Source organism: Streptomyces sp. TAA040 (assembly GCF_000424845.1).
The window spans coordinates 56,031-77,851 of the sequence record NZ_AUKR01000009.1 but is presented as its reverse complement, the minus strand read 5'-3'; the positions used below and the strand labels follow the sequence as shown (position 1 = coordinate 77,851).

General features: G+C 74.4%; 18 protein-coding genes. 9 read left to right on the top strand and 9 right to left on the bottom strand.

What is annotated here, in order from left to right:
• Positions 1-107: 107 nt before the first annotated feature.
• Positions 108-1,736, bottom strand: a complete 1,629-nt coding sequence (locus tag H300_RS0109550; RefSeq protein ID WP_037979718.1) for a penicillin-binding transpeptidase domain-containing protein — start codon at positions 1,734-1,736, stop codon at positions 108-110.
• Between the two features lie 123 nt (positions 1,737-1,859).
• Entirely contained in the window at positions 1,860-3,572 is a 1,713-nt protein-coding gene (locus H300_RS0109545) for a phospholipid carrier-dependent glycosyltransferase (RefSeq protein WP_028427254.1), read from the bottom strand.
• A 138-nt stretch (positions 3,573-3,710) separates the two neighbouring features.
• On the opposite strand from H300_RS0109545, the gene rsmI reads away from it, so the two are divergent.
• The 6 genes from rsmI (at position 3,711) to H300_RS0109515 (ending at position 9,313) form a co-directional block, all read left to right on the top strand.
• Entirely contained in the window at positions 3,711-4,592 is an 882-nt protein-coding gene (gene rsmI / locus H300_RS0109540; RefSeq protein ID WP_028427253.1) for a 16S rRNA (cytidine(1402)-2'-O)-methyltransferase, read from the top strand.
• A gap of 157 nt (positions 4,593-4,749) precedes the next feature.
• Entirely contained in the window at positions 4,750-5,040 is a 291-nt protein-coding gene (locus tag H300_RS25960) for a hypothetical protein (protein ID WP_051269838.1), read from the top strand.
• A gap of 76 nt (positions 5,041-5,116) precedes the next feature.
• Positions 5,117-5,959, top strand: a complete 843-nt coding sequence (locus H300_RS0109530; RefSeq protein WP_028427252.1) for a TatD family hydrolase — start codon at positions 5,117-5,119, stop codon at positions 5,957-5,959.
• 125 nt (positions 5,960-6,084) lie between these two features.
• On the top strand, positions 6,085-7,332 hold the full coding sequence (locus H300_RS25955) for a resuscitation-promoting factor (protein WP_051269836.1): 1,248 nt from the start codon (positions 6,085-6,087) through the stop codon (positions 7,330-7,332).
• A complete protein-coding gene (gene rsmA, locus H300_RS25950; protein ID WP_078515848.1) occupies positions 7,329-8,393 on the top strand; it encodes a 16S rRNA (adenine(1518)-N(6)/adenine(1519)-N(6))-dimethyltransferase RsmA in 1,065 nt (354 codons plus the stop codon). Before H300_RS25955 ends, rsmA begins: the two co-directional genes overlap by 4 nt.
• On the top strand, positions 8,390-9,313 hold the full coding sequence (locus H300_RS0109515; protein WP_028427251.1) for a 4-(cytidine 5'-diphospho)-2-C-methyl-D-erythritol kinase: 924 nt from the start codon (positions 8,390-8,392) through the stop codon (positions 9,311-9,313). The genes rsmA and H300_RS0109515 overlap by 4 nt, the downstream gene beginning before the upstream one ends.
• Positions 9,314-9,389: 76 nt before the next feature.
• Here the strand turns inward: H300_RS0109515 and H300_RS0109510 are convergent, their stop codons facing one another.
• From H300_RS0109510 to H300_RS25945, 4 genes are all read right to left on the bottom strand, one after another.
• On the bottom strand, positions 9,390-10,562 hold the full coding sequence (locus tag H300_RS0109510; RefSeq protein WP_028427250.1) for a serine hydrolase domain-containing protein: 1,173 nt from the start codon (positions 10,560-10,562) through the stop codon (positions 9,390-9,392).
• Between the two features lie 158 nt (positions 10,563-10,720).
• A complete protein-coding gene (locus H300_RS0109505) occupies positions 10,721-11,566 on the bottom strand; it encodes an ABC transporter ATP-binding protein (protein ID WP_078515847.1) in 846 nt (281 codons plus the stop codon).
• The gene (gene cbiQ / locus H300_RS0109500; protein ID WP_028427248.1) at positions 11,554-12,321 is read right to left on the bottom strand and encodes a cobalt ECF transporter T component CbiQ; all 768 of its coding nucleotides are present in this window, start codon (positions 12,319-12,321) and stop codon (positions 11,554-11,556) included. Before cbiQ ends, H300_RS0109505 begins: the two co-directional genes overlap by 13 nt.
• A gap of 1 nt (position 12,322) precedes the next feature.
• The gene (locus tag H300_RS25945; protein WP_051269834.1) at positions 12,323-13,492 is read right to left on the bottom strand and encodes an energy-coupling factor ABC transporter permease; all 1,170 of its coding nucleotides are present in this window, start codon (positions 13,490-13,492) and stop codon (positions 12,323-12,325) included.
• Positions 13,493-13,837: 345 nt separating this feature from the next.
• On the opposite strand from H300_RS25945, the gene H300_RS0109490 reads away from it, so the two are divergent.
• The 3 genes from H300_RS0109490 to H300_RS0109480 all read left to right on the top strand — a co-directional run bounded on the left by H300_RS0109490 (position 13,838) and on the right by H300_RS0109480 (position 18,159).
• A complete protein-coding gene (locus H300_RS0109490; RefSeq protein ID WP_028427247.1) occupies positions 13,838-14,248 on the top strand; it encodes an SsgA family sporulation/cell division regulator in 411 nt (136 codons plus the stop codon).
• A 211-nt stretch (positions 14,249-14,459) separates the two neighbouring features.
• Entirely contained in the window at positions 14,460-17,867 is a 3,408-nt protein-coding gene (locus tag H300_RS0109485) for a S41 family peptidase (RefSeq protein WP_028427246.1), read from the top strand.
• A 112-nt stretch (positions 17,868-17,979) separates the two neighbouring features.
• The gene (locus H300_RS0109480; protein WP_028427245.1) at positions 17,980-18,159 is read left to right on the top strand and encodes a hypothetical protein; all 180 of its coding nucleotides are present in this window, start codon (positions 17,980-17,982) and stop codon (positions 18,157-18,159) included.
• Positions 18,160-18,277: 118 nt separating this feature from the next.
• On the opposite strand, the gene H300_RS32320 is transcribed toward H300_RS0109480, so the two are convergent.
• Genes H300_RS32320 through H300_RS25940 form a run of 3 tightly spaced genes read right to left on the bottom strand, consistent with a single transcriptional unit; the run spans position 18,278 to position 21,743 of the window.
• Complete coding sequence (locus tag H300_RS32320; RefSeq protein WP_028427244.1) at positions 18,278-19,204, bottom strand: SDR family oxidoreductase; 927 nt, start codon at positions 19,202-19,204, stop codon at positions 18,278-18,280.
• Complete coding sequence (locus H300_RS32315) at positions 19,201-20,169, bottom strand: alpha/beta fold hydrolase (protein ID WP_028427243.1); 969 nt, start codon at positions 20,167-20,169, stop codon at positions 19,201-19,203. Before H300_RS32315 ends, H300_RS32320 begins: the two co-directional genes overlap by 4 nt.
• The gene (locus tag H300_RS25940) at positions 20,166-21,743 is read right to left on the bottom strand and encodes a flavin-containing monooxygenase (RefSeq protein WP_037979714.1); all 1,578 of its coding nucleotides are present in this window, start codon (positions 21,741-21,743) and stop codon (positions 20,166-20,168) included. The genes H300_RS32315 and H300_RS25940 overlap by 4 nt, the downstream gene beginning before the upstream one ends.
• Between the last annotated feature and the right edge of the window lie 78 nt (positions 21,744-21,821).

Below are 21,821 nucleotides of genomic sequence, written 5' to 3'. Positions count from 1 at the left end.
GAAGTTGTGCTTCCGCACCCGGCCCCCGCGCGCCCGGCTGCGCGCTTGCCTGCGCCCCCGGGAGTGGACCGGGGGCGGCGGCGTGCGGGTGCGTGGGTGAGTGCGGGTCAGCCGGCGTTGAGGATGTCGGCGACCACCGGACCGGCGTTGGTGCCGCCGTGGCCGGAGTCGGGGATCACCGCGGCGGCGGCGAGGTCGTCGCTGTAGCCGATGAACCAGGCGTTCGGCTTCTTCTGGCTGTCGACCTCGGCGGAGCCGGTCTTGCCGCCCTTGTCGCCGCCCACCGAGACCATGGCCTCGGCCGCGGTGCCGCTGGTGGCGGTCGTCTTCATCAGGGCGCGCAGTTCGGCGGAGACCGCCGGGTCGAGGGCCCGCGAGGCCGTGGCGAGGGTGCGGCCGTCCACCTCGGGCGAGACGAGGTAGGGCTGGTGGAAGGCCCCGGCCTTCACCGTCGCCGCGACCGAGGCCATGTTCAGCGGGTTCGCCCGGACGGCACCCTGGCCGATCAGCGAGGCGGCCATCTGGGCGTCGGACTGCACCGGCACCGCGCCGTCGAAGGTGGCGACGCCCACCTCCCAGGTGAGGCCGATGCCGAACACGTCCTTGGCCTGCTTGGTGAGGTCGTCGTCCTTCAGCTCGGGTGCCTGGCTGATGAAGGCGGTGTTGCAGGAGGCGGCGAAGCTCTGCGCGAAGGTGCCGCCCTCTATCTCGAACTTGTCGAGGTTCTGGAACTTCCAGCCGCCGTGGGTGAAGTACTTGGGGCAGGGGTGCTGCTCGCTGCTCTTGGCGAGCCCCTTCTCTATGAGCATCGAAGCGCTGACCACCTTCCAGGTGGAGCCGGGCGCGAGCGAGCCGCGGAGCGCGGTGTTGAAGCCGGTGGCCGGGGTGTTGGCGATGGCGAGGATCTCGCCGGTGCTCGGCTTGACCGCCACCGCGGAGCCCTTGGACTTGCCTTCGAGCGACTTCGCCGCGGCCTTCTGGATGCCCGAGTCGAGAGTGGTGACCAACTCGCCGGGGGTCCCCTCCGCGAGGGTGTGCAGCGTGGTGCTCTCCTCCGCGTCGCCCTTGCCGGCAGAGACGAGGCGGACCTCGACCCCGGGGGTGCCCTCGGTCTTGTCGGCGTACCGCTTGCGCAGGTCGGCCAGGACTCCCGCCAGTTCCGGGAACTCCTCCTTGGTGAGGACCTCGCCGTTGCGGTCCACCGCCTCGATGGGCGGGTCCCCCGCCGCGTCGGTGACGATCGTCCCGCCCTTCTCCAGGTCGGGGTGGAGCACCGACGGCTTCCACTCCACACGGGGCTCGCCGGTCTGCTTCTCGCGCACGACGGTCAGCGCGGACTCGTAGTCCCAGTCGGCGGAGACGTCCTCGTGGGAGAACTCCGCGGCGAGGGTGAACGGCACCTCCGCGCCCTTGGGCGCCGTACCAGTGAGTTCCAGGCCCTTCGCGCCGGTGTCCTCGGCGAAGCCCTTCAGCGCCGCGGCCGCCGGCGTCTCGTCGTCCGTCAGCGCGGCCGCCGCGGCGGTGTCGCCGGACTCCCAGGCGGTGAGGAACTCCTCAGCGGTGCCGCGGACCTCCTCCGCGCTCGGCGGGCCCGTGGGCACCGACTCCGGCTTGTCGTCCGTTCCGCTGCCGGACAGCGCGGTGCTCTCGCTGCCCTCGCCACCCCCCACCAGGGTGTAGGCCCCGACACCGGCAACACCTACCGCGGCAGCACAGACAACACCGATCACCGCCATTTTCCGACCGTCACGCATAAGTTTCCTGACTCTCCACCCCGCCCCGACAGCACGCCGGAAGCCTCTCCGAGGCACCCTAGAGCACGCATACGACACGAATCATCGGCAGCCCCCGGATCGGACTCAGATCCAGGTGTCGAACCACATACGTGCACGCCATTGGTCGGTGGACAGTTCCCCCGCGGTGTAGATCGGCCAGAAATAGATGAAATTCCAGACGACCAGCAGCACCAGCACTCCGGACACCACCAGGCCGACGGTGCGCCTTCGCTCGGAGGAACCCGGTGGTCCGGCGATCGCCCCGAGCAGCATCGCAACCGCGAGGCACAGGAACGGCACGAACACGACCGCGTAGAAGTAGAAGATGGTGCGTTCCTGGTAGAGGAACCAGGGCAGGTAGCCCGCCGCGATCGCGCACAGCACCGCGCCGGAGCGCCAGTCCCGGCGCATCGCCCAGCGGTAGAGCGCGTAGACCACCGCGGCGCAGCCCAGCCACCACAGCAACGGGGTGCCCAGCGCCAACACCTCGCGGGAGCACCCGGAGGGTTCCAGGCAGCCGCTCTCGCCCATGTCGCGCGACTCGTAGAAGTAGGAGACCGGCCTGGCGTTCGCCAGCCAGCTCCACGGATTCGACTGGTAGTCGTGGTGCGAGGTGAGGCCGACGTGGAAGTCGTAGACCTCGGCCTCGTAGTGCCACAGGCTGCGCAGCGGCCCGGGGAGCCAGCCCCAGGCGCCACCTGCCCCGTCCTTCTCCGCCCAGTCCCTGAAGTAGCCGCCGCTGGTGGCGAACCAACCCGCCCAGCTCACGACGTAGGTGACGACGGCGACCGGGACCAGGGACAGGAAGGCGGGGACGGCGTCCCTCCGCAACATGGCGGCTCCCGGCCGCCGCGCCCCGGCGGTGCGGCGGGCCCCGACGTCCCACAGCACCGTCAGGATGCCGAAGGCGGCCAGGACGTAGAGGCCGTTCCACTTGGTGGCGAAGGCCGCGCCCAGGCAGAGGCCGGCGGCGAGCCGCCAGGGCCGGAGCCCGAGCGGCAGCCGCCCACCCACCTCGGCGAGCGGCCGGTCCTCCGGGAGGGCCGCGGCGAGCCTGGCCCGGGCCGCGTCCCGGTCGATCAGCAGGCAGCCGAAGGCGGCCAGGACGAAGAACATCAGCACCAGGTCGAGCAGCGCGGTACGGCTCATCACGAGGTGCAGCCCGTCGACCGCGAGCAGCAGCCCGGCCACACAGCCGAGCGCGGCCGAGCGGAACATCCGGCGGCCGATGCGGCACACCATGAGCACCGAGAGCGTGCCGAGGACGGCGAGCATGGAGCGCCAGCCGAAGGGGGTGAGCCCGAAGAGCTGCTCGCCGAGGGCGATGACCCATTTCCCGACCGGCGGGTGCACCACGTAGGAGGCGGCCTCCCCGAGCGGGGCGGACGCCGGGTCGTCGAGGATCAGTTCGTCGGCGTTGTCCGGCCAGGAGCCCTCGTAGCCCTGCTGCAGCAGGGCCCAGGCGTCCTTGGCGTAGTACGTCTCGTCGAATATCACCGCGTGCGGGGTGCCGAGCTGCCAGAAGCGGAGCACTCCGGCGAGGAGGGCGACGAGCAGCGGTCCGCCCCAGCCGGCCCAGCGCGGTCCCAGTCCCAGGGTGGGCAGCAGGCTGCGGCCCGCGTCCGGCCAGGGCGGCACCAGACGGGCCCGGGGTCCGGGCCCGTCCGTGCCGCCCGGTCTGCCGGAGTAGCCGAAGCGGCGCAGCCGGGCCTGCCACGCGGGGTGCGGATTCTCCGGGGGCAGCCCCTGCCGGGCCGGCGGTGCCGTAGGCACGGTGTCACTGCTCACGCGGGCCATCGTAGGCAACCGCCGGACCCCCGGTCCCGGACGGCGCGGCCGGCCGGACCGCCGGGCGACGGGGCAGGGGCCGGGGCGGGGGCCTGGAGGGGGCGGGGCAGGGGCCGGGGAGCGGGGGATCGGTGACAGGATGGCGACGTGACGGGAACGCTGGTACTGGCAGGAACACCCATCGGCGACTTCGCGGACGCGCCGCCGCGGCTCGCCGCGGAGCTGGCTGCGGCGGACGTTGTCGCCGCCGAGGACACCCGGCGACTGCGCCGGCTGACGCAGGCGCTGGACGTCCGCCCGGCCGGCCGGGTCGTCTCGTACTTCGAGGGCAACGAGGCCGCCCGCACCCCCGAGCTGGCCGACGCGCTGGCCGGGGGCGCCCGGGTGCTGCTGGTTACCGACGCCGGGATGCCCTCGGTCTCGGACCCCGGGTACCGGCTGGTGGTGGCCGCCGTCGAGCGGGGCATCGCGGTCACCGCGGTACCGGGGCCGTCCGCGGTGCTGACGGCACTCGCGCTCTCCGGCCTGCCGGTCGACCGGTTCTGCTTCGAGGGCTTCTTGCCGCGCAAGACCGGGGAGCGGCTGGCCCGGCTGACCGAGGCCGCCGGGGAGCGGCGGACTCTCGTGTACTTCGAGGCGCCGCACCGGTTGGCGGCCACCCTGGGCGCCATGGCCGGGGTGTTCGGCGGGGAGCGGCGCGCGGCGGTCTGCCGGGAGCTGACGAAGACCTACGAGGAGGTCCGGCGCGGCCCGCTGGAGGAGCTGGCCGCGTGGGCGGCCGACCGCGTGCGCGGCGAGATCACCGTCGTGGTCGAGGGCGCGTCGACTGCCGGGGCGCAGCTGCTCGACGCGGAGGAGCTGGTCCGCCGGGTCGCGGTCCGCGAGGAGGCGGGCGAGCGCCGCAAGGAGGCGATCGCCGCCGTCGCGAAGGGTGCCGGAGTCCCCAAGCGGGAGGTGTTCGACGCGGTGGTGGCCTCGAAGAACGCGAGGGACGACGGCGCGGCGCCCGTCAAACGTACCGACCGGTAAAGGGTTACGCTCGAAGGCAGAGCTTCGGCACTGAAAGTGGACCGATTCCGCGCCTTTTCCGCTCCCCGGCCCAAATCCCGTTCGACAGTTGTACAAGGGCCGCTGCTCTTCCCGCCCGGACGGAGTCCACTGTCGGGGAGAGAGAGGAGCTGCTGCCATGACGGAATTCCCCGGAACTCCGCACCGCTTTCTCCGGTCGGTACGGGAGGCCTACGGCTTCGCCTGCCTCCGATGCGGGCATGCCTGGGAACAGGTATTCGAGATCGAGCACCATCTGGACCGCGAGGACCGGCCGCTGATGCTCTACTACAGCGACGGTCGGCGCGTGCCGTCCCCGCTGGCCCGGCTGACCTGCCTCAACTGCGACCAGCACACGGTCCGCGTCGTGCGGGCCGGCCGCGCCTCGGCCGTCCGGGCCGCCCTGGGCACCGACCCGGCCGCCCCCTGACGGGCCGCGCCGGGCGGCGCCCGGCGGGGAGCGGGCGCCCGGCAGGGAGCGCGGGCCAGCCCTTAGGCTCGGCGGCATGCGGAATGACGAACGCCAGACGCAGCCCGCCCCGCCCCTCCCGGAGCCGCTGGGGACGGCGGTGGCCGACTCGCACACCCATCTCGACATGCAGCAGGACGGCGTCGGGGAGGCACTGCGGAAGGCCGCGGCGGTCGGCGTGACCACCGTGGTGCAGATCGGCTGCTCGCTGGAACGCGCCCGCTGGGCGGCGGAGACGGCCGCGCGCCACCCGCAGGTCCGGGCGGCGGTCGCGCTGCACCCGAACGAGGCCCCCCGGCTGGCCGCCGAGGAGGGGCGGCAGGCGCTGGAGGACGCCTGGGAAGGGATCGCAGAACTGGCCGGACTGCCGCAGGTGCTGGCCGTCGGCGAGACGGGTCTGGACTACTTCCGCACCGGCCCGGAGGGCGTGGCGGTGCAGCAGGAGTCGTTCCGCCGGCACATCGCGCTCGCCAAGGAGACCGGCAAGGCACTGGTCATCCACGACCGGGAGGCGCACGAGGACGTGCTGCGCATCCTGGAGGAGGAGGGCGCGCCCGAGCGGACGGTGTTCCACTGCTTCTCCGGTGACGCCGCGATGGCCGAGACCTGCGCGGCCCGCGGCTACTACCTGTCCTTCGCCGGGAACGTCACGTTCAAGAACGCGCAGCCGCTCCGGGACGCCCTCGCCGTCGCCCCGGCCGAGCTCCTGCTCGTCGAGACCGACGCACCGTTCCTGACCCCGACACCGTACCGCGGACGGCCCAACGCGCCGTACCTCGTTCCGGTCACGCTGCGGGCCATGGCGGGCGTGCGCGGAACGGACGCGGACACGCTGGCCGCGCAGGTGGCCGCCAACACCGCCCGGGCGTTCGGCTACTGAGCAGCGCAGAACGGCCGCCGTTCCCGACACCCCGCCACTACTCACCGCACTCGCACGAACGGGGAGAGTGACCGCGCCTCCGCTAGGGTCCCGCCCCGCATGGGTCGGACCACCGGGAGTGCGGCGTGAGCCATTCGCAGGGGAACCGCCGCGGAGCGCGCGGCACCCGCCGGATCGGGGCGGCGACGCCGCTGGCGCGCCCGTCGGCGGGCGCCGCACCGGCCTCCCGGGACGGTCGCGCCGCCCGGCGCACGGCCCGGCGTGCGACGCGTGGCACGGCTTCGGAGCTGCTGCGGACGCTATTGCCGCAGGTACTCGTGGTGGCGATGCTGGCGGGCGGCACCACGGCCTTCGTGGCGCACGACAAGACCGTCGAGCTGAGGGTCGACGGTGAGCGGACCCGGTTGCGCACCTTCGCCGGCAGTGTGGCGCAGGTGCTGGCCGAGTGGGACGTGGCGACCGGCCCGCACGACATGGTGGTGCCGGGGCCCTGGGCGGAAGTGGAGGACGGCGACCTCGTGACCGTCCGGTACGGCAGACCGGTGTCGCTGGTGCTGGACGGCCGACGACAGCGGGTGTGGACCACCGCCCGCACCGTGCGGGGCGCGCTGCGGGCGCTCGGCGTGCGGGCGGAGGGCGCGGTGCTCTCGGTCTCCCACAACCGGCCGATCGGCCGGGACGGTCTGGCGATCGACGTCCTGACCGAGCGCAGTGCGGTCGTCCTCGCCGACGGGGAGGTGCACCGTATCCGGACGAACGCGGCGACCGTCCGGGAGGCGCTGGCCGAGGCGGGCGTCCGGCTGCGCGGCGAGGACACCGTCTCGGCGGACCTGGAGTCCTTCCCGCACGACGGCCGGCGGATCACCGTCCGGCGGATCACCGCGGACGAGGAGGTCCATGAGGAGACCGTCCCGTTCCGCACCGAGCGCCGCCGCGATCCGGAGCTGTTCCGCGGTACCGAGGTCGTCGAGCAGACCGGCGAGGTCGGCGTGCGCCGGGTCACCTACCGGCTGCGGACGGTCGACGGGATCCGGCAGGAACCGCGGCGGCTGAGCACGGAGCTGGTGCGCGAGCCGCGTCCGCGGATCGTCCGGATCGGCACCGCACCGCGCCCGGACTCGGTGCGGGACGCCGACCACCTGGACTGGGAGGCGCTGGCGGCCTGCGAGTCCGGCGGGCGCGCGGACGCCGTGGACGCCTCGGGCACCTACGGCGGCCTCTACCAGTTCGACGTGCGGACCTGGCAGAGCCTGGGCGGCAGCGGTCTGCCGCAGGACGCCCCGGCCGCCGAGCAGACGTTCCGGGCCAAGAAACTGTACGTGCGCCGGGGGGCGAGTCCGTGGCCGGTGTGCGGCCGTAAACTGCACGGGTGAGCACCGCCCCCGACACCGCGCCCGAGGAACCGGGCCCGCTGCTCGGTCCCGCCGACGTCCGCGAGCTGGCCGCCGCGCTGGACGTGCGGCCGACGAAGCAGCGCGGTCAGAACTTCGTCATCGACCCCAACACCGTCCGGCGGATCGTCCGGACCGCCGGGGTCCGGCCGGACGACACCGTGGTGGAGGTCGGCCCGGGACTGGGATCGCTGACACTGGCGCTGCTGGAGTCCTCGGAGCGGGTCGTCGCGGTGGAGATCGACGAGGTGCTGGCGGCGGCGCTGCCGGCCACCGTCGCGGCCCGGCTTCCACAGCGCGCCGACCGGTTCGCGCTGGTGCACGGCGACGCGATGCGCGTCGACGCGCTGCCCGGCCGGCCGCCCACCACGCTGGTGGCCAACCTGCCCTACAACGTGGCCGTGCCGGTCCTGCTGCACATGCTCGCGGCGTTCCCGAGCATCGAGCGGACGCTGGTGATGGTGCAGGCCGAGGTGGCCGACCGGCTGGCCGCCGCACCCGGGTCCAAGGTGTACGGGGTGCCGTCGGTGAAGGCCGGCTGGTACGCGGAGGTCAGCCGGGCGGGGTCCATCGGCCGGAAGGTCTTCTGGCCGGCGCCGAACGTGGACTCCGGGCTGGTCTTCCTGGCGCGCCGCGAACCGCCGCGCACCGCCGCCTCCCGTGAGGAGGTGTTCGCGCTGGTGGACGCGGCCTTCGCCCAGCGGCGCAAGACGCTGCGGGCGGCGCTGGCCGGCTGGGCCGGTTCGGCGGCCGCCGCCGAGGGGGCGCTGCTCGCCGCCGGGGTGTCCCCGCGGGCCCGCGGGGAGGAGCTGACGGTGGCGGAGTTCGCGGCCGTCGCCGAGCACCGTCCCGACCGGGCGGACGCCCCGCCGACCCGTGGCGGCCGCCGCCGGGCCGGCACCGCCCGCGGCGCGGCGGCACCGGGCACCGCCGGGGCCGCGGGGGCCGCGGGGGCCGCGGGGGCCGCGGGGGCCGCGGGGGCCGCAACAGGCGCGCCGGACGCACCGGGCGCCGTACCGCCGAACCGGGGAGCAGCCGGATGACGAGCCGTACCGCACGGGTGCCCGCCAAGGTCAATGTGCAGCTCGGGGTGGGGTCCGCCCGCCCGGACGGCTTCCACGGCCTGGCGAACGTGTTCCTCGCCGTCGGCCTGTACGACGAGGTGACCGCCACCTCCGCCGCACGGGACCCGGGCGGCGTCCGGGTGACGTGCTCCGGGCCGGACGCCGCGCAGGTGCCACTGGACGGCAGCAACCTCGCGGCCCGGGCGGCGGACCTGCTGGCCACGCGGTACGGATTCCGGCCGGACGTCTCGCTGCACATCGCCAAGGACATCCCGGTCGCCGGGGGCATGGCCGGGGGCAGCGCGGACGCGGCCGGGGCGCTGCTGGCGTGCGACGCGCTCTGGGACACCGGCGCCTCCCGGGACGAGCTGCTGGAGATGTGCGCCGAGCTGGGTTCGGACGTGCCGTTCTCCCTGGTCGGCGGGGCGGCCCTGGGCCGCGGTCGCGGCGACCTGCTCACGCCGCTGCCGGTCGCCGGGGAGTTCCACTGGGTGTTCGCGGTCGCCGACGGCGGCCTCTCCACCCCCGCGGTGTACCGGGAGTTCGACCGGCTTGCCGCCGAGCGGCCGGTGCCCGACCCGGAGCCCTCCCCCGCCCTGCTGGACGCGCTGAGGGACGGGGACGTCCACCGGCTCGCGGCCGTGCTGAGCAACGACCTCCAGTCGGCCGCACTCTCGCTGCGGCCGTCGCTGGCGGCGACGCTGGCGGCGGGGAAGGCCGCCGGGGCGTCGGCCGGGCTGGTCTCCGGATCTGGTCCGACCTGCGCCTTCCTGGCCGCGGACGCCGGGACGGCAGCCGAGGTGGCCGCAACGCTGGAGACGTCGGGCACCTGCCGCACCGTCCGTACCGCCTCGGGACCCGCCCCCGGCGCCGCTCTCCTCGCGCCCTCCGGGGCCTGACGCGCTCCGCCGGGGTGCCCGGCGGGGGCGCCCCGGCGGAGCGACTGCGGGGGGCTCGGCCCGTCGCGGGCAGGGCTCAGCTCCGGGGGAGGCAGTCCCGCAGGGCGCGGACGAGCGCCTGGGCCCGGGGGTCGGAGGTGACGGACTTCTGCATCGACCCGGTGAGATAGCCGAAAGCGATCCCGTGGTCCGGGTCGGCGAAGCCGAGGGAGCCGCCCCGGCCGGGGTGGCCGAAGGACCCGTCGGAGAGCAGCGGCGAGGCGGCACTGTGCAGCATGTAGCCGAGGCCGAAACGGGTGGCGACGACCAGCACCCGGTCGGGTCCGACGGACTCCTCGGTGCGGGCGGCGGTGACGGTCGCGGGGGTGTACAGCCGGCGGCCGGCGACGGGTCCGATGAGCGCGGCGTAGAAGCGGGCGAGGGAGCGGGCGGTTCCGACGCCGCCGGAGGCGGCGAGTCCGGCCGCCCGGTAGTGCGTCTCGTTCTCGTCGAACCGCGGCTCGACGGCGCCGAAGGCGCGCCGGGTCAGCGACTTTGGGTCCTCCCACGCCTCGGCCACCGTACGCTTGGGACGCACCCGCAGGCCCTGGCCCGCCGGCGCCTGCGGGGCCGGCACCTCGCTGAGCCGGCCGATCCGGTGGGCCTCCGCGTCGGGCAGGCCCAGCCAGAGGTCGAGGTCGAGCGGGCGGGCCACCTGCTCGGCGAACCAGCGGCCGAGCGGGACGCTGGTAACCCGCAGCACGAGTTCGCCGAGCAACCAGCCGTAGGTGTGCGGGTGGTAGCCGTGCGCGGTGCCCGGCTCCCAGGCCGGCGCCTGGGCGGCGACGGCGCGGGGGCCGCTGACCCCGTCGATCGCCTCGGCCGGGCTGAGCGGCTGGTCGAGCACCGGCAGGCCGGCGCGGTGCGAGAGCAGTTGGCGAACGAGTACCCGTTCCTTTCCCGCGGCCTTGAACTCCGGCCAGTAGGTGCCGACGGGTGCGTCCGGGTCGAGCAGGCCGCGCTGGTGCAGCAGGTGCAGGACGGCGGCGGCCGGGCCCTTGGTGGCCGAGCGCATGACCTGCACGGTGTCCGCCTGCCAGGGCGTGCCCGCCTCCGCATCGGCGAGGCCGCCCCAGAGATCGACGACCGGTCGGCCGTCCCGGTAGACGGAGAGCGCGGCGCCCCGGTCGCCGCGCTCGGTGAGGTTGCGCCGGAATGCGTCCCGGACCGGTTCGAAACCGTCCGCCACCGTGCCCTGGACGTTTGCCACTGTGCTTCCGCTCCTGCTCGACGACGAGTGCTGGTATTGCTCCGCCCATCGTCCTACGTCCGGCACCGGAGCGGTGTACCGGGTCCGGGCGCGGCGCGGCGCGTACCGCCCGCCGGACGAACGCCCCGGCGGCGCCGGCCCGTTCGGCGCCGGCCCGCTCAGCGGCCGGGCAGCGGGAGGGCCGTCGGGTCGAAGCCGAAGGGGAGTTCCAACCGGTGGGCGCGCAGCAGTGCGGTGTCCTCGAGCAGTTCGCGGGTGGTGCCGTCCGCGGCGATCACCCCGTCGCTGAGCACGACCGAGCGCGGGCAGAGTTCCAGCGCGTAGGGCAGGTCGTGGGTGACCATGAGCACGGTGACGTCCAGCGACCGCAGCACGTCGGCGAGTTCGCGGCGGGAGGCCGGGTCGAGGTTCGAGGAGGGTTCGTCCAGGACGAGGATCTCCGGGCGCATCGCCAGCACCGTCGCCACCGCGACACGTCGACGCTGGCCGTAGGAGAGGTGGTGCGGGGGACGGTCGGCGGCGTCGGCCATCCCGACCCTCTCCAGTGCCTCCCGCACCCGGGCGTCCAGCTCCGGTCCGCGCATCCCGGCGGCGGCGGGCCCGAAGGCCACGTCCTCCCGGACGGTGGGCATGAAGAGCTGGTCGTCGGGGTCCTGGAAGACGATGCCCACCCGGCGCCGGATCTCGGCCAGGTGGACCTTGGCCACCGGCAGCCCGGCCACGGCGACCGTCCCGGCGCCGGCGGTCAGGATGCCGTTGAGATGCAGCACCAGCGTCGTCTTGCCGGCGCCGTTGGGCCCGAGGAGGGCCACCCGCTCCCCGCGCCGCACGGTCAGGTCGACCCCGAAGAGCGCCTGGTGACCGTCGGGGTAGGCGTAGGCGAGCCCGGCCACCGCCAGGGAGGCAGGCGGCCCGGCGGCCGCCACAGGACCGGGCGCGGCGCCGGAAGCAGACGCGGAGTCGGGCGGGGGCGCGGGATCACGGTGCGGGGTCACGTCAGCCATCCCACCACGCACACCGCGAGAGCTCCCAACGGCAGCGAGACCGCGGTGCCCCACTGGCGGCCGGAGGCGGGTACGGCGTCCGGCACCGGCATGCTGCCGCGGTAGCCGCGGCTCACCATGGCCAGGTGCACCCGCTCCCCACGTTCGTAGGAACGGATGAACAGCGCTCCCGCCGTCTTCGCCAGGACCGCCCAGTTGCGCGGGCCGCGGGCGGTGAACCCGCGGGAGTGCCGGGCGATCCGCATCCGGCGCAACTCACCGGTCACGACGTCGCCGTACCGGATCATGAAGGAGGCGATCTCGACGAGCAGCGGCGGCAGCCGGAGGCGTTGCAGCCCCAGCAACAGGGCGCGGACGTCGGTGGTGGCGGCCAGCAACACCGAGGACGCCACCCCGAGCGTGCCCTTGGCCAGGATGTTCCAAGCCCCCCACAGGCCCGACTCGCTGAGCGGGACGCCGAACCACTCCACCTGCGGGCCGTCCGCCACGAACGGCAGCAGCACCGCGAAGGTGACGAAGGGCACCTCGATGAGCATCCGGGAGAGCAGGAAACCGGGCGGCACCCGCGCCGCCGCGGCGACCAGGGCCAGAAGCAGGGCGTAGCCGCCGAAGGCCCACACCGCCTCCCGCGGGGTCGCCACCACGCACAGCACGAAGCCGAGGACACCGACGAGCTTGCAGTGCGCCGGGAGCCGGTGCACCGGTGAGGTCCCGTGCCGGTACAGCTTGTGGGCGTGTCCGCCTCCGCCGCCCATCTCAGGTCCGGTCGGCGGACTCCGCCGACCCGCCCCGGCCGCTGGGCGGGGCACCGGCGTCCCCGTCCGTCCCGGCGCCGACGGCGCCGCGGTCCGCGTCCGTCCCGCCCGCGTTGCGGCGGCGGACCGCCACGGCGATCCCGGTGCCGACGGCGAGCGTGGCCCCGACGCCGATGACGCCGGCCAGGCCACCGGAGAGCCGCTCGTTCGCCATGTCGCGGATGCCGTAGTCGGCCAGCGGGGAGTCGGCGAGCCCGTGGTCCTCGGCCCGGTCGATGAATCCGTTGTCGGTCGAGACCCGCTCCAACCCGTCCAGCTCCTGGGAGGCGTAGAAGCTCACCACGCCCGCGCAGACCAGGGCGGCGGCCAGCCCGCCCAGCCAGAGCGGCCGGATGCTCCGGCGCCCGGCCCGCCCCGTGTCCCCGGCCGCGCTCCCGGGAGCGGCCGGTTCCGACCCGGCCAGTTCCGCCGTCGGGGCGGGGACGGTCCCGCCGGAAGCGGTACGCAGCACCAGCGGGGTGTGCAGCAGCCCGCGGGCGCCGTACACCAGGTCGGGCCGGACGGCGAGCACCGCCCCGACGGTCAGCGCGGTGATCACGGCCTCACCGATACCGATGGCGGTGTGCACTCCGACCATCGCCGCGAAGACCGTGCCGAGTGAGACGTCGGCCGTGCCGCCGAGAGCGAACAGCACCGTGAAGACCACGGCCGCCACCGGCACCGAGACGAGAGCGGCGACGAAGGAGGCCGCCGTGAACGAGCGCCGGCCGCGCGGCAGGACCCGGGCGAGCAGCCGGAACAGCGGGTAGCCGACGCCGACGGCCACCACACCGAGCAGGGTGACGTTCGTACCGAGGGCCGTCAGGCCGCCGTCGGCAAAGAGCAGGGCCTGCATCAGCAGCACCACGGTGAGGCACAGGACTCCGGTGTAGGGCCCGACCAGGATCGCGGCCAGCGCTCCCCCCATCAGATGGCCGCTGGTGCCCGCCCCGACGGGGAAGTTGAGCATCTGGACGGCGAAGACGAAGGCCGCCACCAGGCCGGCCAGCGGGCTGACCCTCTCGTCCAGTTCACGACGGGCGCCGCGCAGCGAGACCGCGACTGCCGTCGCGGCGACCACCCCGGTCGCAACCGAGACGGGGGCGTTGAAGAATCCGTCGGGTACATGCATGGGTGACTGGCCTCTCCGGGCGCGAAAATACGATCGGAGGATGATAGGCACCACCTGCAAGTCATGTGCAAGAGCGCATCACACGGAGCAGCGCCCGAGTCGCACCGGGTGTCGCGGCGCCGGGGCGCCGCGTCCACGCCCCCGGCGGCACCCGGAGCGCGGCGCCCCGATGCGCGCGAATACGCCCTTGCTCCCCTTCGCACCCTTCGCCCCTTCCTACGGCTTATCGACACCGCACCCGCGCGAATGTGAGGTAGTTCACACCCCGATCGTGGTGAGAACTGCAATGAAAGCGGCGTCCTACGGGTCGTAAGGAAGAGAAGGAATTCCAGCGAAGGAGGAGCGATGCCGGCAGACCTGGAACAGCCCGTGGAGGCGCGGCTGATCAGCGCGCCCAGCGGGCGCACGATGGTGGTGCGCTTGCGCTACGACACCGGGGACCCGATCGCCGTCCAGCTCGTCTTCCCGGGCGAGGGTGCACTGAACGGCGAGGAGACGGTCTGGTTCTTCGGCCGCGACCTGCTGGAGGAGGGCCTGGCCGGACCGGCCGGACCCGGTGACGTGCGGATCCGCCCGGACGGTCGCGGCGCCACGGTCGTGGAGCTGCACGCCGACGCGGGCATGGCCGTGATCGAGTTCGACAGCGCCGAACTGCGCCGCTTCCTGCTGCGCAGCTACGACCTGGTGCCCCTCGGCGAGGAGGACGGCGACCGGGGCATCGACAGACTCCTCGCCGAACTGCTCCGCGAGGTCTGACACCGGCCCCCGACCGGACGCCCGCCACGATTGCTCTCCCGCGCACACGCTCCACCGCACGCCCCCGTAGCGATGCGCGCACCGCGCACCGACCGCCGTGCCAAGCCCCCCGGCGCGGCCCCGGCGCAGCCGCCGTATCCGGCCGCGCGCCCGGCGCGAACAGCACGATCACGACTTGCCCCGCACATCCGGCACCCGAACCATGGGACGGGTGAGCGATGGCGCATATCTCCGGTACCCGCACCTCCACGACGACCTGCTCTGCTTCACCTCCGAGGACGACCTCTGGGTGGCCCCACTCCCCGAACCGGGCACAGCACCGTGCAGGGCCTGGCGGCTGACCGCCGACCGGACCCGGACCGGACCCCCGCGCTTCTCCCCGGACGGCAGCCAGATCGCCTTCACCAGTTGGCGGAGCCTCGACCCGGAGGTCCACCTCGTCCCCGTCGAGGGCGGCCCCGCGCGGCAACTGACCCACTGGGGCGCCCCGGACACCCGGGTGTGCGGGTGGACGCCCCCTGACCGCGAGGGCCGCAGCGACGTCCTGGCCGTCGCCTCGCACGGCCAGCCCTTCTCGTACTTCACCTGGGCGTACCGGCTCCCCACCGACGGGAGCCCCGGCGGACGGCTGCCCTGGGGTCCCTGCGCGGACATCGCCGTCGCGGAGCACCGCGGCGAGCGCAGGACCTTGCTGCTGACCGGGAAACCGCCGCATGAACCCGCCGCGTGGAAGCGCTACCGCGGCGGCGCCCGGGGTCGGCTCTGGTGGCACGGGGTCCGGCTGCTCCCCGGCCTGGCCGGCCACCTGGACTCCCCGATGCCCGTGCGGCACGGCTCCGAGCTGCGGATCGCCTTCCTGTCCGACCACGAGGGCGTCGGCAATCTCTACTCCAGCCGGGAGGACGGCACCGGATTGCGGCGGCACACCGACCACGACGACTTCTACGCGCGGAACGCCTCCTGCGACGGCCGGCGCATCGTCTACCAGTGCGCCGGAGAGCTGTGGCTGGTGGACGACCTCTCCCCCGGAGCTCGGTCGCGCCGTCTCGACGTGCGGCTGGGCGGACCGCGCACCGGGCGGCGCCGCTACCAGGTGCCCGCGGCGGCCCACCTGGACTCGCTCGCCGTCGACACCACCGGCCGGGCGAGCGCGGTGTGCGTGCGCGGCAGCCTGTACTGGCTGACGCACCGCGACGGCCCCGCGCGCACCATCACCGACACCCCCGGCGTCCGGGTCCGGTACCCGGAGATACTCGGCGACAGCGGCCGGATCGCCTACGTCACCGACGCGGCCGGTCGGGACGCGCTGGAGGTCGCCCGGCTCCCCCGGGCCACCGGGTGCGAAGCACCCCGGCGGCTGGCCGCCGGACGACTGGGCCGGGTGCACGAGCTGGTCGCGGCACCGGACGGACGGACGATGGCGGTGGCCACCCACGACGGGCGGCTGCTGCTCGTCCCGGTCCCCGCGGAGACGGCCGGGTCAGCCGACCCGGACGGGACGGCCGAGGCCGGGGAGCCGGACGGGACGGCCGAGGCCCGCACCGGGGACGCGGAGCACACCGCGAGCACCGAGGACTCCGAGGACGTCGTCGAGCTGATCACCTCCGTCAACGGGCCGGTGCACGACTTGGCGTTCTCGCCGGACTCGCGGTGGCTGGCCTGGGCCCACCCGGGGATCGGCCGCTCGCTGCGGCAGATCCGGATCGCCCGGATCTCGGACCAGCGGATCCTGGACGTCACCGACGGCCGTTTCGAGGACGAGCAGCCGGTCTTCACCCGGGACGGGCGCTACCTGGCCTTCCTGTCCTGGCGCGGCTTCGACCCGGTGTACGACGTGCACACCGGCGACCTCTCCTTCCCGCTCGGCTGCCGCCCTTACCTGGTGCCGCTGTCCTCGGCGACCCCCTCGCCGTTCGCGCTCTCCCCCGAGGGCCGTCCCGCGGCCGGCGGCCTGGACCCCGTGCCCGCGTCCGCGCCGGCGAACGCGGAGGGCACCGTCACGGTCGAGGCGGAGGGCCTGGCCAGCAGGGTGACGCCGTTCCCGGTCACGGCGTCGAAGTACTCCGCGCTACGCCCGGTGGCGGGCGGCGGCCTGCTCTGGCTGCGCTACCCGATCTCGGGAGCGCTGGGCGAGACCTTCGCCAACCCGGCCGATACCTCCGGCCGCCCCACCCTGGAGCACTTCGACCTGGTGCGCGCCAAGCGCACCGAGCTCACCAGCGACGTGGACTGGTTCGCAGTAAGCGGGGACGGCACCCGGCTGGTGGTCAATGACGGCGGCGATCTCGGCGCGGTCCCCGCGAACGAACCGGCCGACGGCGACTCGACGGTCCACCTCGACCTGCGCCGCATTTTGCACGAGACGGACCCCGCGGCGGAGTGGCGGGGGGCCTTCGCGGAGGCCGGTCGGATCACCCGGGCCTACTTCTGGGAGCCCTCGATGTGCGGCATCGACTGGGACGCCGTCCTGGACCAGTACCGGCCGCTGGTGGAGCGGGTCGCCTCACCGGACGAGTTCGCCGACCTGCTGCGCGAGCTGCTCGGCGAGCTCGGCACCTCGCACGCCTACGTCGCGCCCGCCCGGCGCAACGAGGGCCCGCCCCACCACCAGCGCCCGATCGGGATGCTGGGCGCCGACTTCACCCGCGCCAGGGACGGCCACTGGCAGGTGGCCCGCATCCTGCCCGGCGACTCGTCCGACTCCCGGGCCCGGTCGCCGCTGGCCGGATCGGGCATCCGGGAGGGAGCCGCCCTGCTCCAGGTCGACGGCCGCCCGGTGGACCCGGTGGCCGGCCCCGGTCCGCTGCTGGCCGCCGCCGGCGGCACCACCGTGGAGCTGACCTTCCGCACCGCGGAGGGCCGCGGCCCTCCGCGCCGGATCGCGGTCGTCCCGCTGATCGACGAACGGCCGCTGCGCTACCAGGACTGGGTGGCCAGCCGCCGCCGGGTGGTGCGGGAGCTGAGCGGCGGCCGGTGCGGTTATCTGCACATCCCCGACATGGGCGGCTCCGGGTGGGCCCAGTTCAACCGCGACCTGCGGATGGAGGTTTCCAGGCCTGCGCTGATCGTGGACGTCCGGGGCAACGCCGGGGGGCACATCAGCGAGTTGGTGATCGAGAAGCTCACCCGGACGATCCTCGGTTGGGACCTCACCCGTAACGCCCAGCCCGTCTCGTACGCCGGGGACGCGCCGCGCGGACCGGTGGTGGCGCTCGCCGACGAGGCCACCTCTTCGGACGGGGACATGATCACCGCCGCGTTCCGGCTGCTCGGGCTCGGACCGGTGGTGGGCACCCGCACCTGGGGCGGAGTGGTCGGGACGACCGGCCGGCACCGTCTCGGCGACGGGACGGTCCTCACCGTCCCGATGAACGCGGCCTGGTTCGAGGAATACGGCTGGGACGTGGAGAACCACGGCGTGGACCCGGACATCGAGGCGGAGCGCACTCCGCTGGACTGGGCCGAGGGACGTTACCGGGTGCTGAGCACCGCCGTGCGCACCGCGCTCGACCTGCTGGAGCGCCACCCGCCCCGGACACCTCCGGACTACCGCACGGTGCCGGACCGCCGTCGCCCCGCGCTCCCGCCCCGCTCGCCGTCCGACGGGGCCGACGAGTGAGCGGGAGGCACGGCACCCCGAGCCTCTGCACCCGAAATGCGGCGTTTGCCATACCGTGTCACCCTGGTCGGAGTCCGATCCGCAGACCCTCGCAGACCAGGGAGTGACCCCCATGGGCATGGCAGACCAGTTCAGGGACAAGGCGCAGGAGGCGGCCGACAAGGCGAAGGCCGCCATGAAGGACCGCGGCGGCAAGAAGTCCGACTCCGGCATGAAGGACAAGGTCGAGGACCAGCGCCCGGAGGCCGAGGACCGGATGGACGACATGCGCGACAAGTGGGACGAGCGCTGAGCCCACCGCCCGGGGCCGCCCCGGGCGGTGGGCGCAGTCACCGCCGCGCCGTCCGCCGGTCGGCTCCCGCGCGCCTGAGGGGCGCGCCTCCCGCGGGAGGCGCGCCCCTCAGGCGCGGTCAGTGACTGCCGTCGCGCCCGGGCCGGCTGCCGCCGCACTCCTGCTCGTCCGCCGCGCCACCCGCACCGACCAGCCCGCGGCGCACTCCGCCGGCCGCCGCCAGCCGTGGGGCGATCCTCGCCATCTCCCGCCGGCCCAGCACCCCGACGACCGACGGCAGGCCACCGCGGACCGCCTGCATGCCGCGCAGCCACCACTGGGCGTATACATGCGGTGCGCGCCGTTCGAGGCCGGCGACGATCCGGTCGACGGCCGGGCCCAGCGGGTACGTCCGGTTCGTCGGCCACGGCAGGCTGCCGCGCACGTCCCGCAGGACGTCGTCCTGATCCGCGCCGCGCACCATGTCGGTGTCGGTCCAGCTCAGGTAGCCCACGCCGACCCGGACCCCGCGGTGGCCGACCTCGGCCCGCAGACTGTGCGCGAAGGCCTCCGCTCCGGACTTCGACGCGCAGTAGGCCGTCATCATCGGGGCTGGGGTGACGGCCGCCAGCGAGGCGATCTGGAGAAAGTAGCCGCGCGACTCCGCGAGCGCCGGCAGGAACGCCCGGCAGGTGACCGCCCCGCCGACCAGGTTGACCTCGATCACCCGGCGCCAGGCGGCGGGGTCGGAGTCGGCGAAGGGCCCCCCGAGCGCCACTCCCGCGTTGGCGACCACGGTGTCCACCCGGCCGAAGTGGGTCGCGACCTCGGCCGCGACCCGCTCCATCGTTACGTGGTCGGTGACATCGACGTGCCACGGTGCGGCGGTCCCGTCGCCGTGTGCCCGGTCGAGCGACGCGGCGACCCGCCGCAGCTCCTGCGGTTCGAGGCCGAGCAGCGCGATCCGCGCGCCGCGGGCCGCCAGCCGCTCGGCCAGCAGCGCCCCGACCCCACGGGCCGCGCCTGTCACCACGACGACCTGTCCTGTGCAGTCCCACCGGGTCACGAGGTCTCCTTCGACGGGCGGGTGAGCGGCCGTACGCGGCCGGACCGGCCCAGGTGGGCTTTCGTGAGGCCGAGCAGCACGTCCGCGACCGCGTCCGGCTCCTCGATCGGGGTCATGTGCCCGGCGCCGGGCAGTTCGTGCAGGGCGGTGCAGTGCGGGAGCGCCGTGGCCAGTTCGCGGGCGTGCATCGGCGGGGTGAGCCGGTCCCGGCTGCCGACGACCACCGCCGTCGGCACCGTCAGCCCGGGGACCTTCGCCGCCAGGTCGAGGGCGCCGAGCACCGCGCTCCAGGCGCGCCGGACCCGGCTCGGGCACGCGTGGACGATCCGGGCGCAGGCCTCGATCTGCTCTGCGGTGGCGCCCGGGCCCATGGTGGCGTACCGCAGCAGGCGCCGGGACAGGGCGGTGACCGGTCCGAGCGGCATCGGGGAGCCGAGCACCAGCCGGTGGGCGCGGGTCCTGCCGCGCGCCGAGCGGAGCGGCAGCACCCGGGACTCGGCGAGCAGCCGGCGGGCGCCGGTGCTGCACAGCAGGAGCGCGGCGGCGTGCTCGCGCAGCTGCGGCCGTCCGGCCGCGGCCATGAGCGTCATGCCGCCCATCGAGTGCCCCCCGAGCACGGCCCGCTCGCGCTCGGAGAGGGTGGCGTCCAGGACCGCGCAGAGGTCGTCCTCGAGTGCGTAGGTGCTGCACACGGCGGCCCGCTCGCCGGAGCCGGCCGGGGAGCGTCCGTGGCCGCGCTGGTCGTAGAGGACGACCCGGTGGCCGGTGCCGGTCAGCCGCCGGACCACCGGGGACCAGAAGGCGGTGGAGCAGGTCCAGCCGTGGACGAGCACCACCGTCGGACCCTCGGACGGCCCGTGCACCTCGACGTGCAGCGAGGTTCCGTCCGCGGAGCGGACGGTGAGCTCGGAGGCCGGTGCGGGTGGTGCGAACGGGCCGGTGAGGACGTGCGGGTGTCTGGTCATGCCGCGGTCTCCTTGCCGGTGCCGTCGCCGGTGCCGGTGCGTGCGGGCGCCGTGCCGGGGGCGGCCGCATTGCGGGGGACGGTCGCCGCACCGGGGGCGGGCGGGCGCAGCACCCGGTGCTCCGTGAGCCGTGCCTCCGCGGTGGCCCTGCGGAACTCGGCGGTGGTGCCGGGCCAGATGGTGCTGTTCCGGCCGTTCGCGTCCAGGTACCAGCTCTCGCACCCGCCGGTCTTCCACACCGTGCGGCGCATCCGCTGCTGGACGAAGTCGTTCCAGGCCGTCACCGCCTCGGGCAGGGGGTCGAGGGCGGCCCGGCCGCCCAGTCGGTCCAGCTTGCCCAGGAAGTCCCCGAGGTAGGCGAGCTGTGCCTCGATCATCAGGATCATCGAGCTGTTGCCCAGCCCGGTGTTCGGTCCGATGATCGTCAGGAAGTTGGGAAATCCGGCGGCGCCGGTGCCGCGCAGTGCCTCCATGCCGCCCGACCACGCCTCGGCGAGCGTTCGGCCGTCGGCGCCCCTCACCCGCTCGGCGATGGGCATGTCCGTGACATGGAACCCGGTACCGAAGACGATCGCGTCCACCTCGGCCTCGGTCCCGTCGGCGGCGACCAGGGTGCTGCCCCTGACCTCGCGGAGGCCGGAGGCGACCAGTTCGGTGTTCTCCCGGATAAGCGCCGGATAGAAGCCGTTGGACAGCAGGATGCGCTTGCAACCGATGCGGTAGTCGGGGGTGAGGCGGCGACGCAGGCCGGCATCGTCCACCGCCCGTTCGAGATGCCTCCTCGCCAGCCGCTCCACGGCCCGCAGCAGCCCGGTGCGCTGGGTGAACGCCCCGACCTGGAGTTCCCGCACCGTCCACAGCAGCCTGCGGCGGAGCCTGCGGGTCGCCGGGAAGCGGGCGTGGACCCACTGCTCGGGCGCGGTGATCCGGCGGTCCACCCGCGGCATGATCCAGGCCGGGGTGCGCTGGAAGAGGGTGAGCCGCTCCACCAGCGGCTGGATCGCCGGGACGATCTGGATGGCGGAGGCCCCGGTCCCGATCACCGCGACCCGCTTGCCGCGCAGGTCGTAGTCGTGGTCCCACTGGGCCGAGTGGAACACCTTGCCCTCAAACCCCTCCAGACCGGGGATGGCCGGAATGCTGGGGTCGGAGAGCGGACCGGTCGCGGAGACCAGCACGTCCGCGGTCAGGGTGCCGCGGCTGGTCTCCACCACCCAGCGCAGCTCCTCGCCGTCCCAGGCGGCCTGCTGGACCTCGCAGCCGAAGCGCAGGTGCGGGCGCAGCCCGAACCGGTCGGTGACGTGCTCCAGGTAGGCCCTGATGTGCTCCTGCCCGGAGAAGCTGCGCGGCCACCGCGGGTTGAGGGCGAAGGAGAACGAGTAGAGGTGCGAGGGCACGTCGCAGGCGCAGCCCGGATAGGTATTGTCGTGCCAGGTGCCGCCGACCGCCTCTCTGCGCTCCAGCACCACGAAGTCCGTCACACCGGTCCTGCGGAGCCGGACCGCCGCGCCCAGGCCGCCGAAGCCGCTGCCGATCACCGCCACCCGCACGTGCTCGCGCTCGTACTCGGTCACGCCGCCTCCCGAGGTCGCCCAAACGCGCCAGTAATCACTGGCACGGTTGCAGCGTAGGACAGCTCTCTACCGACGGGG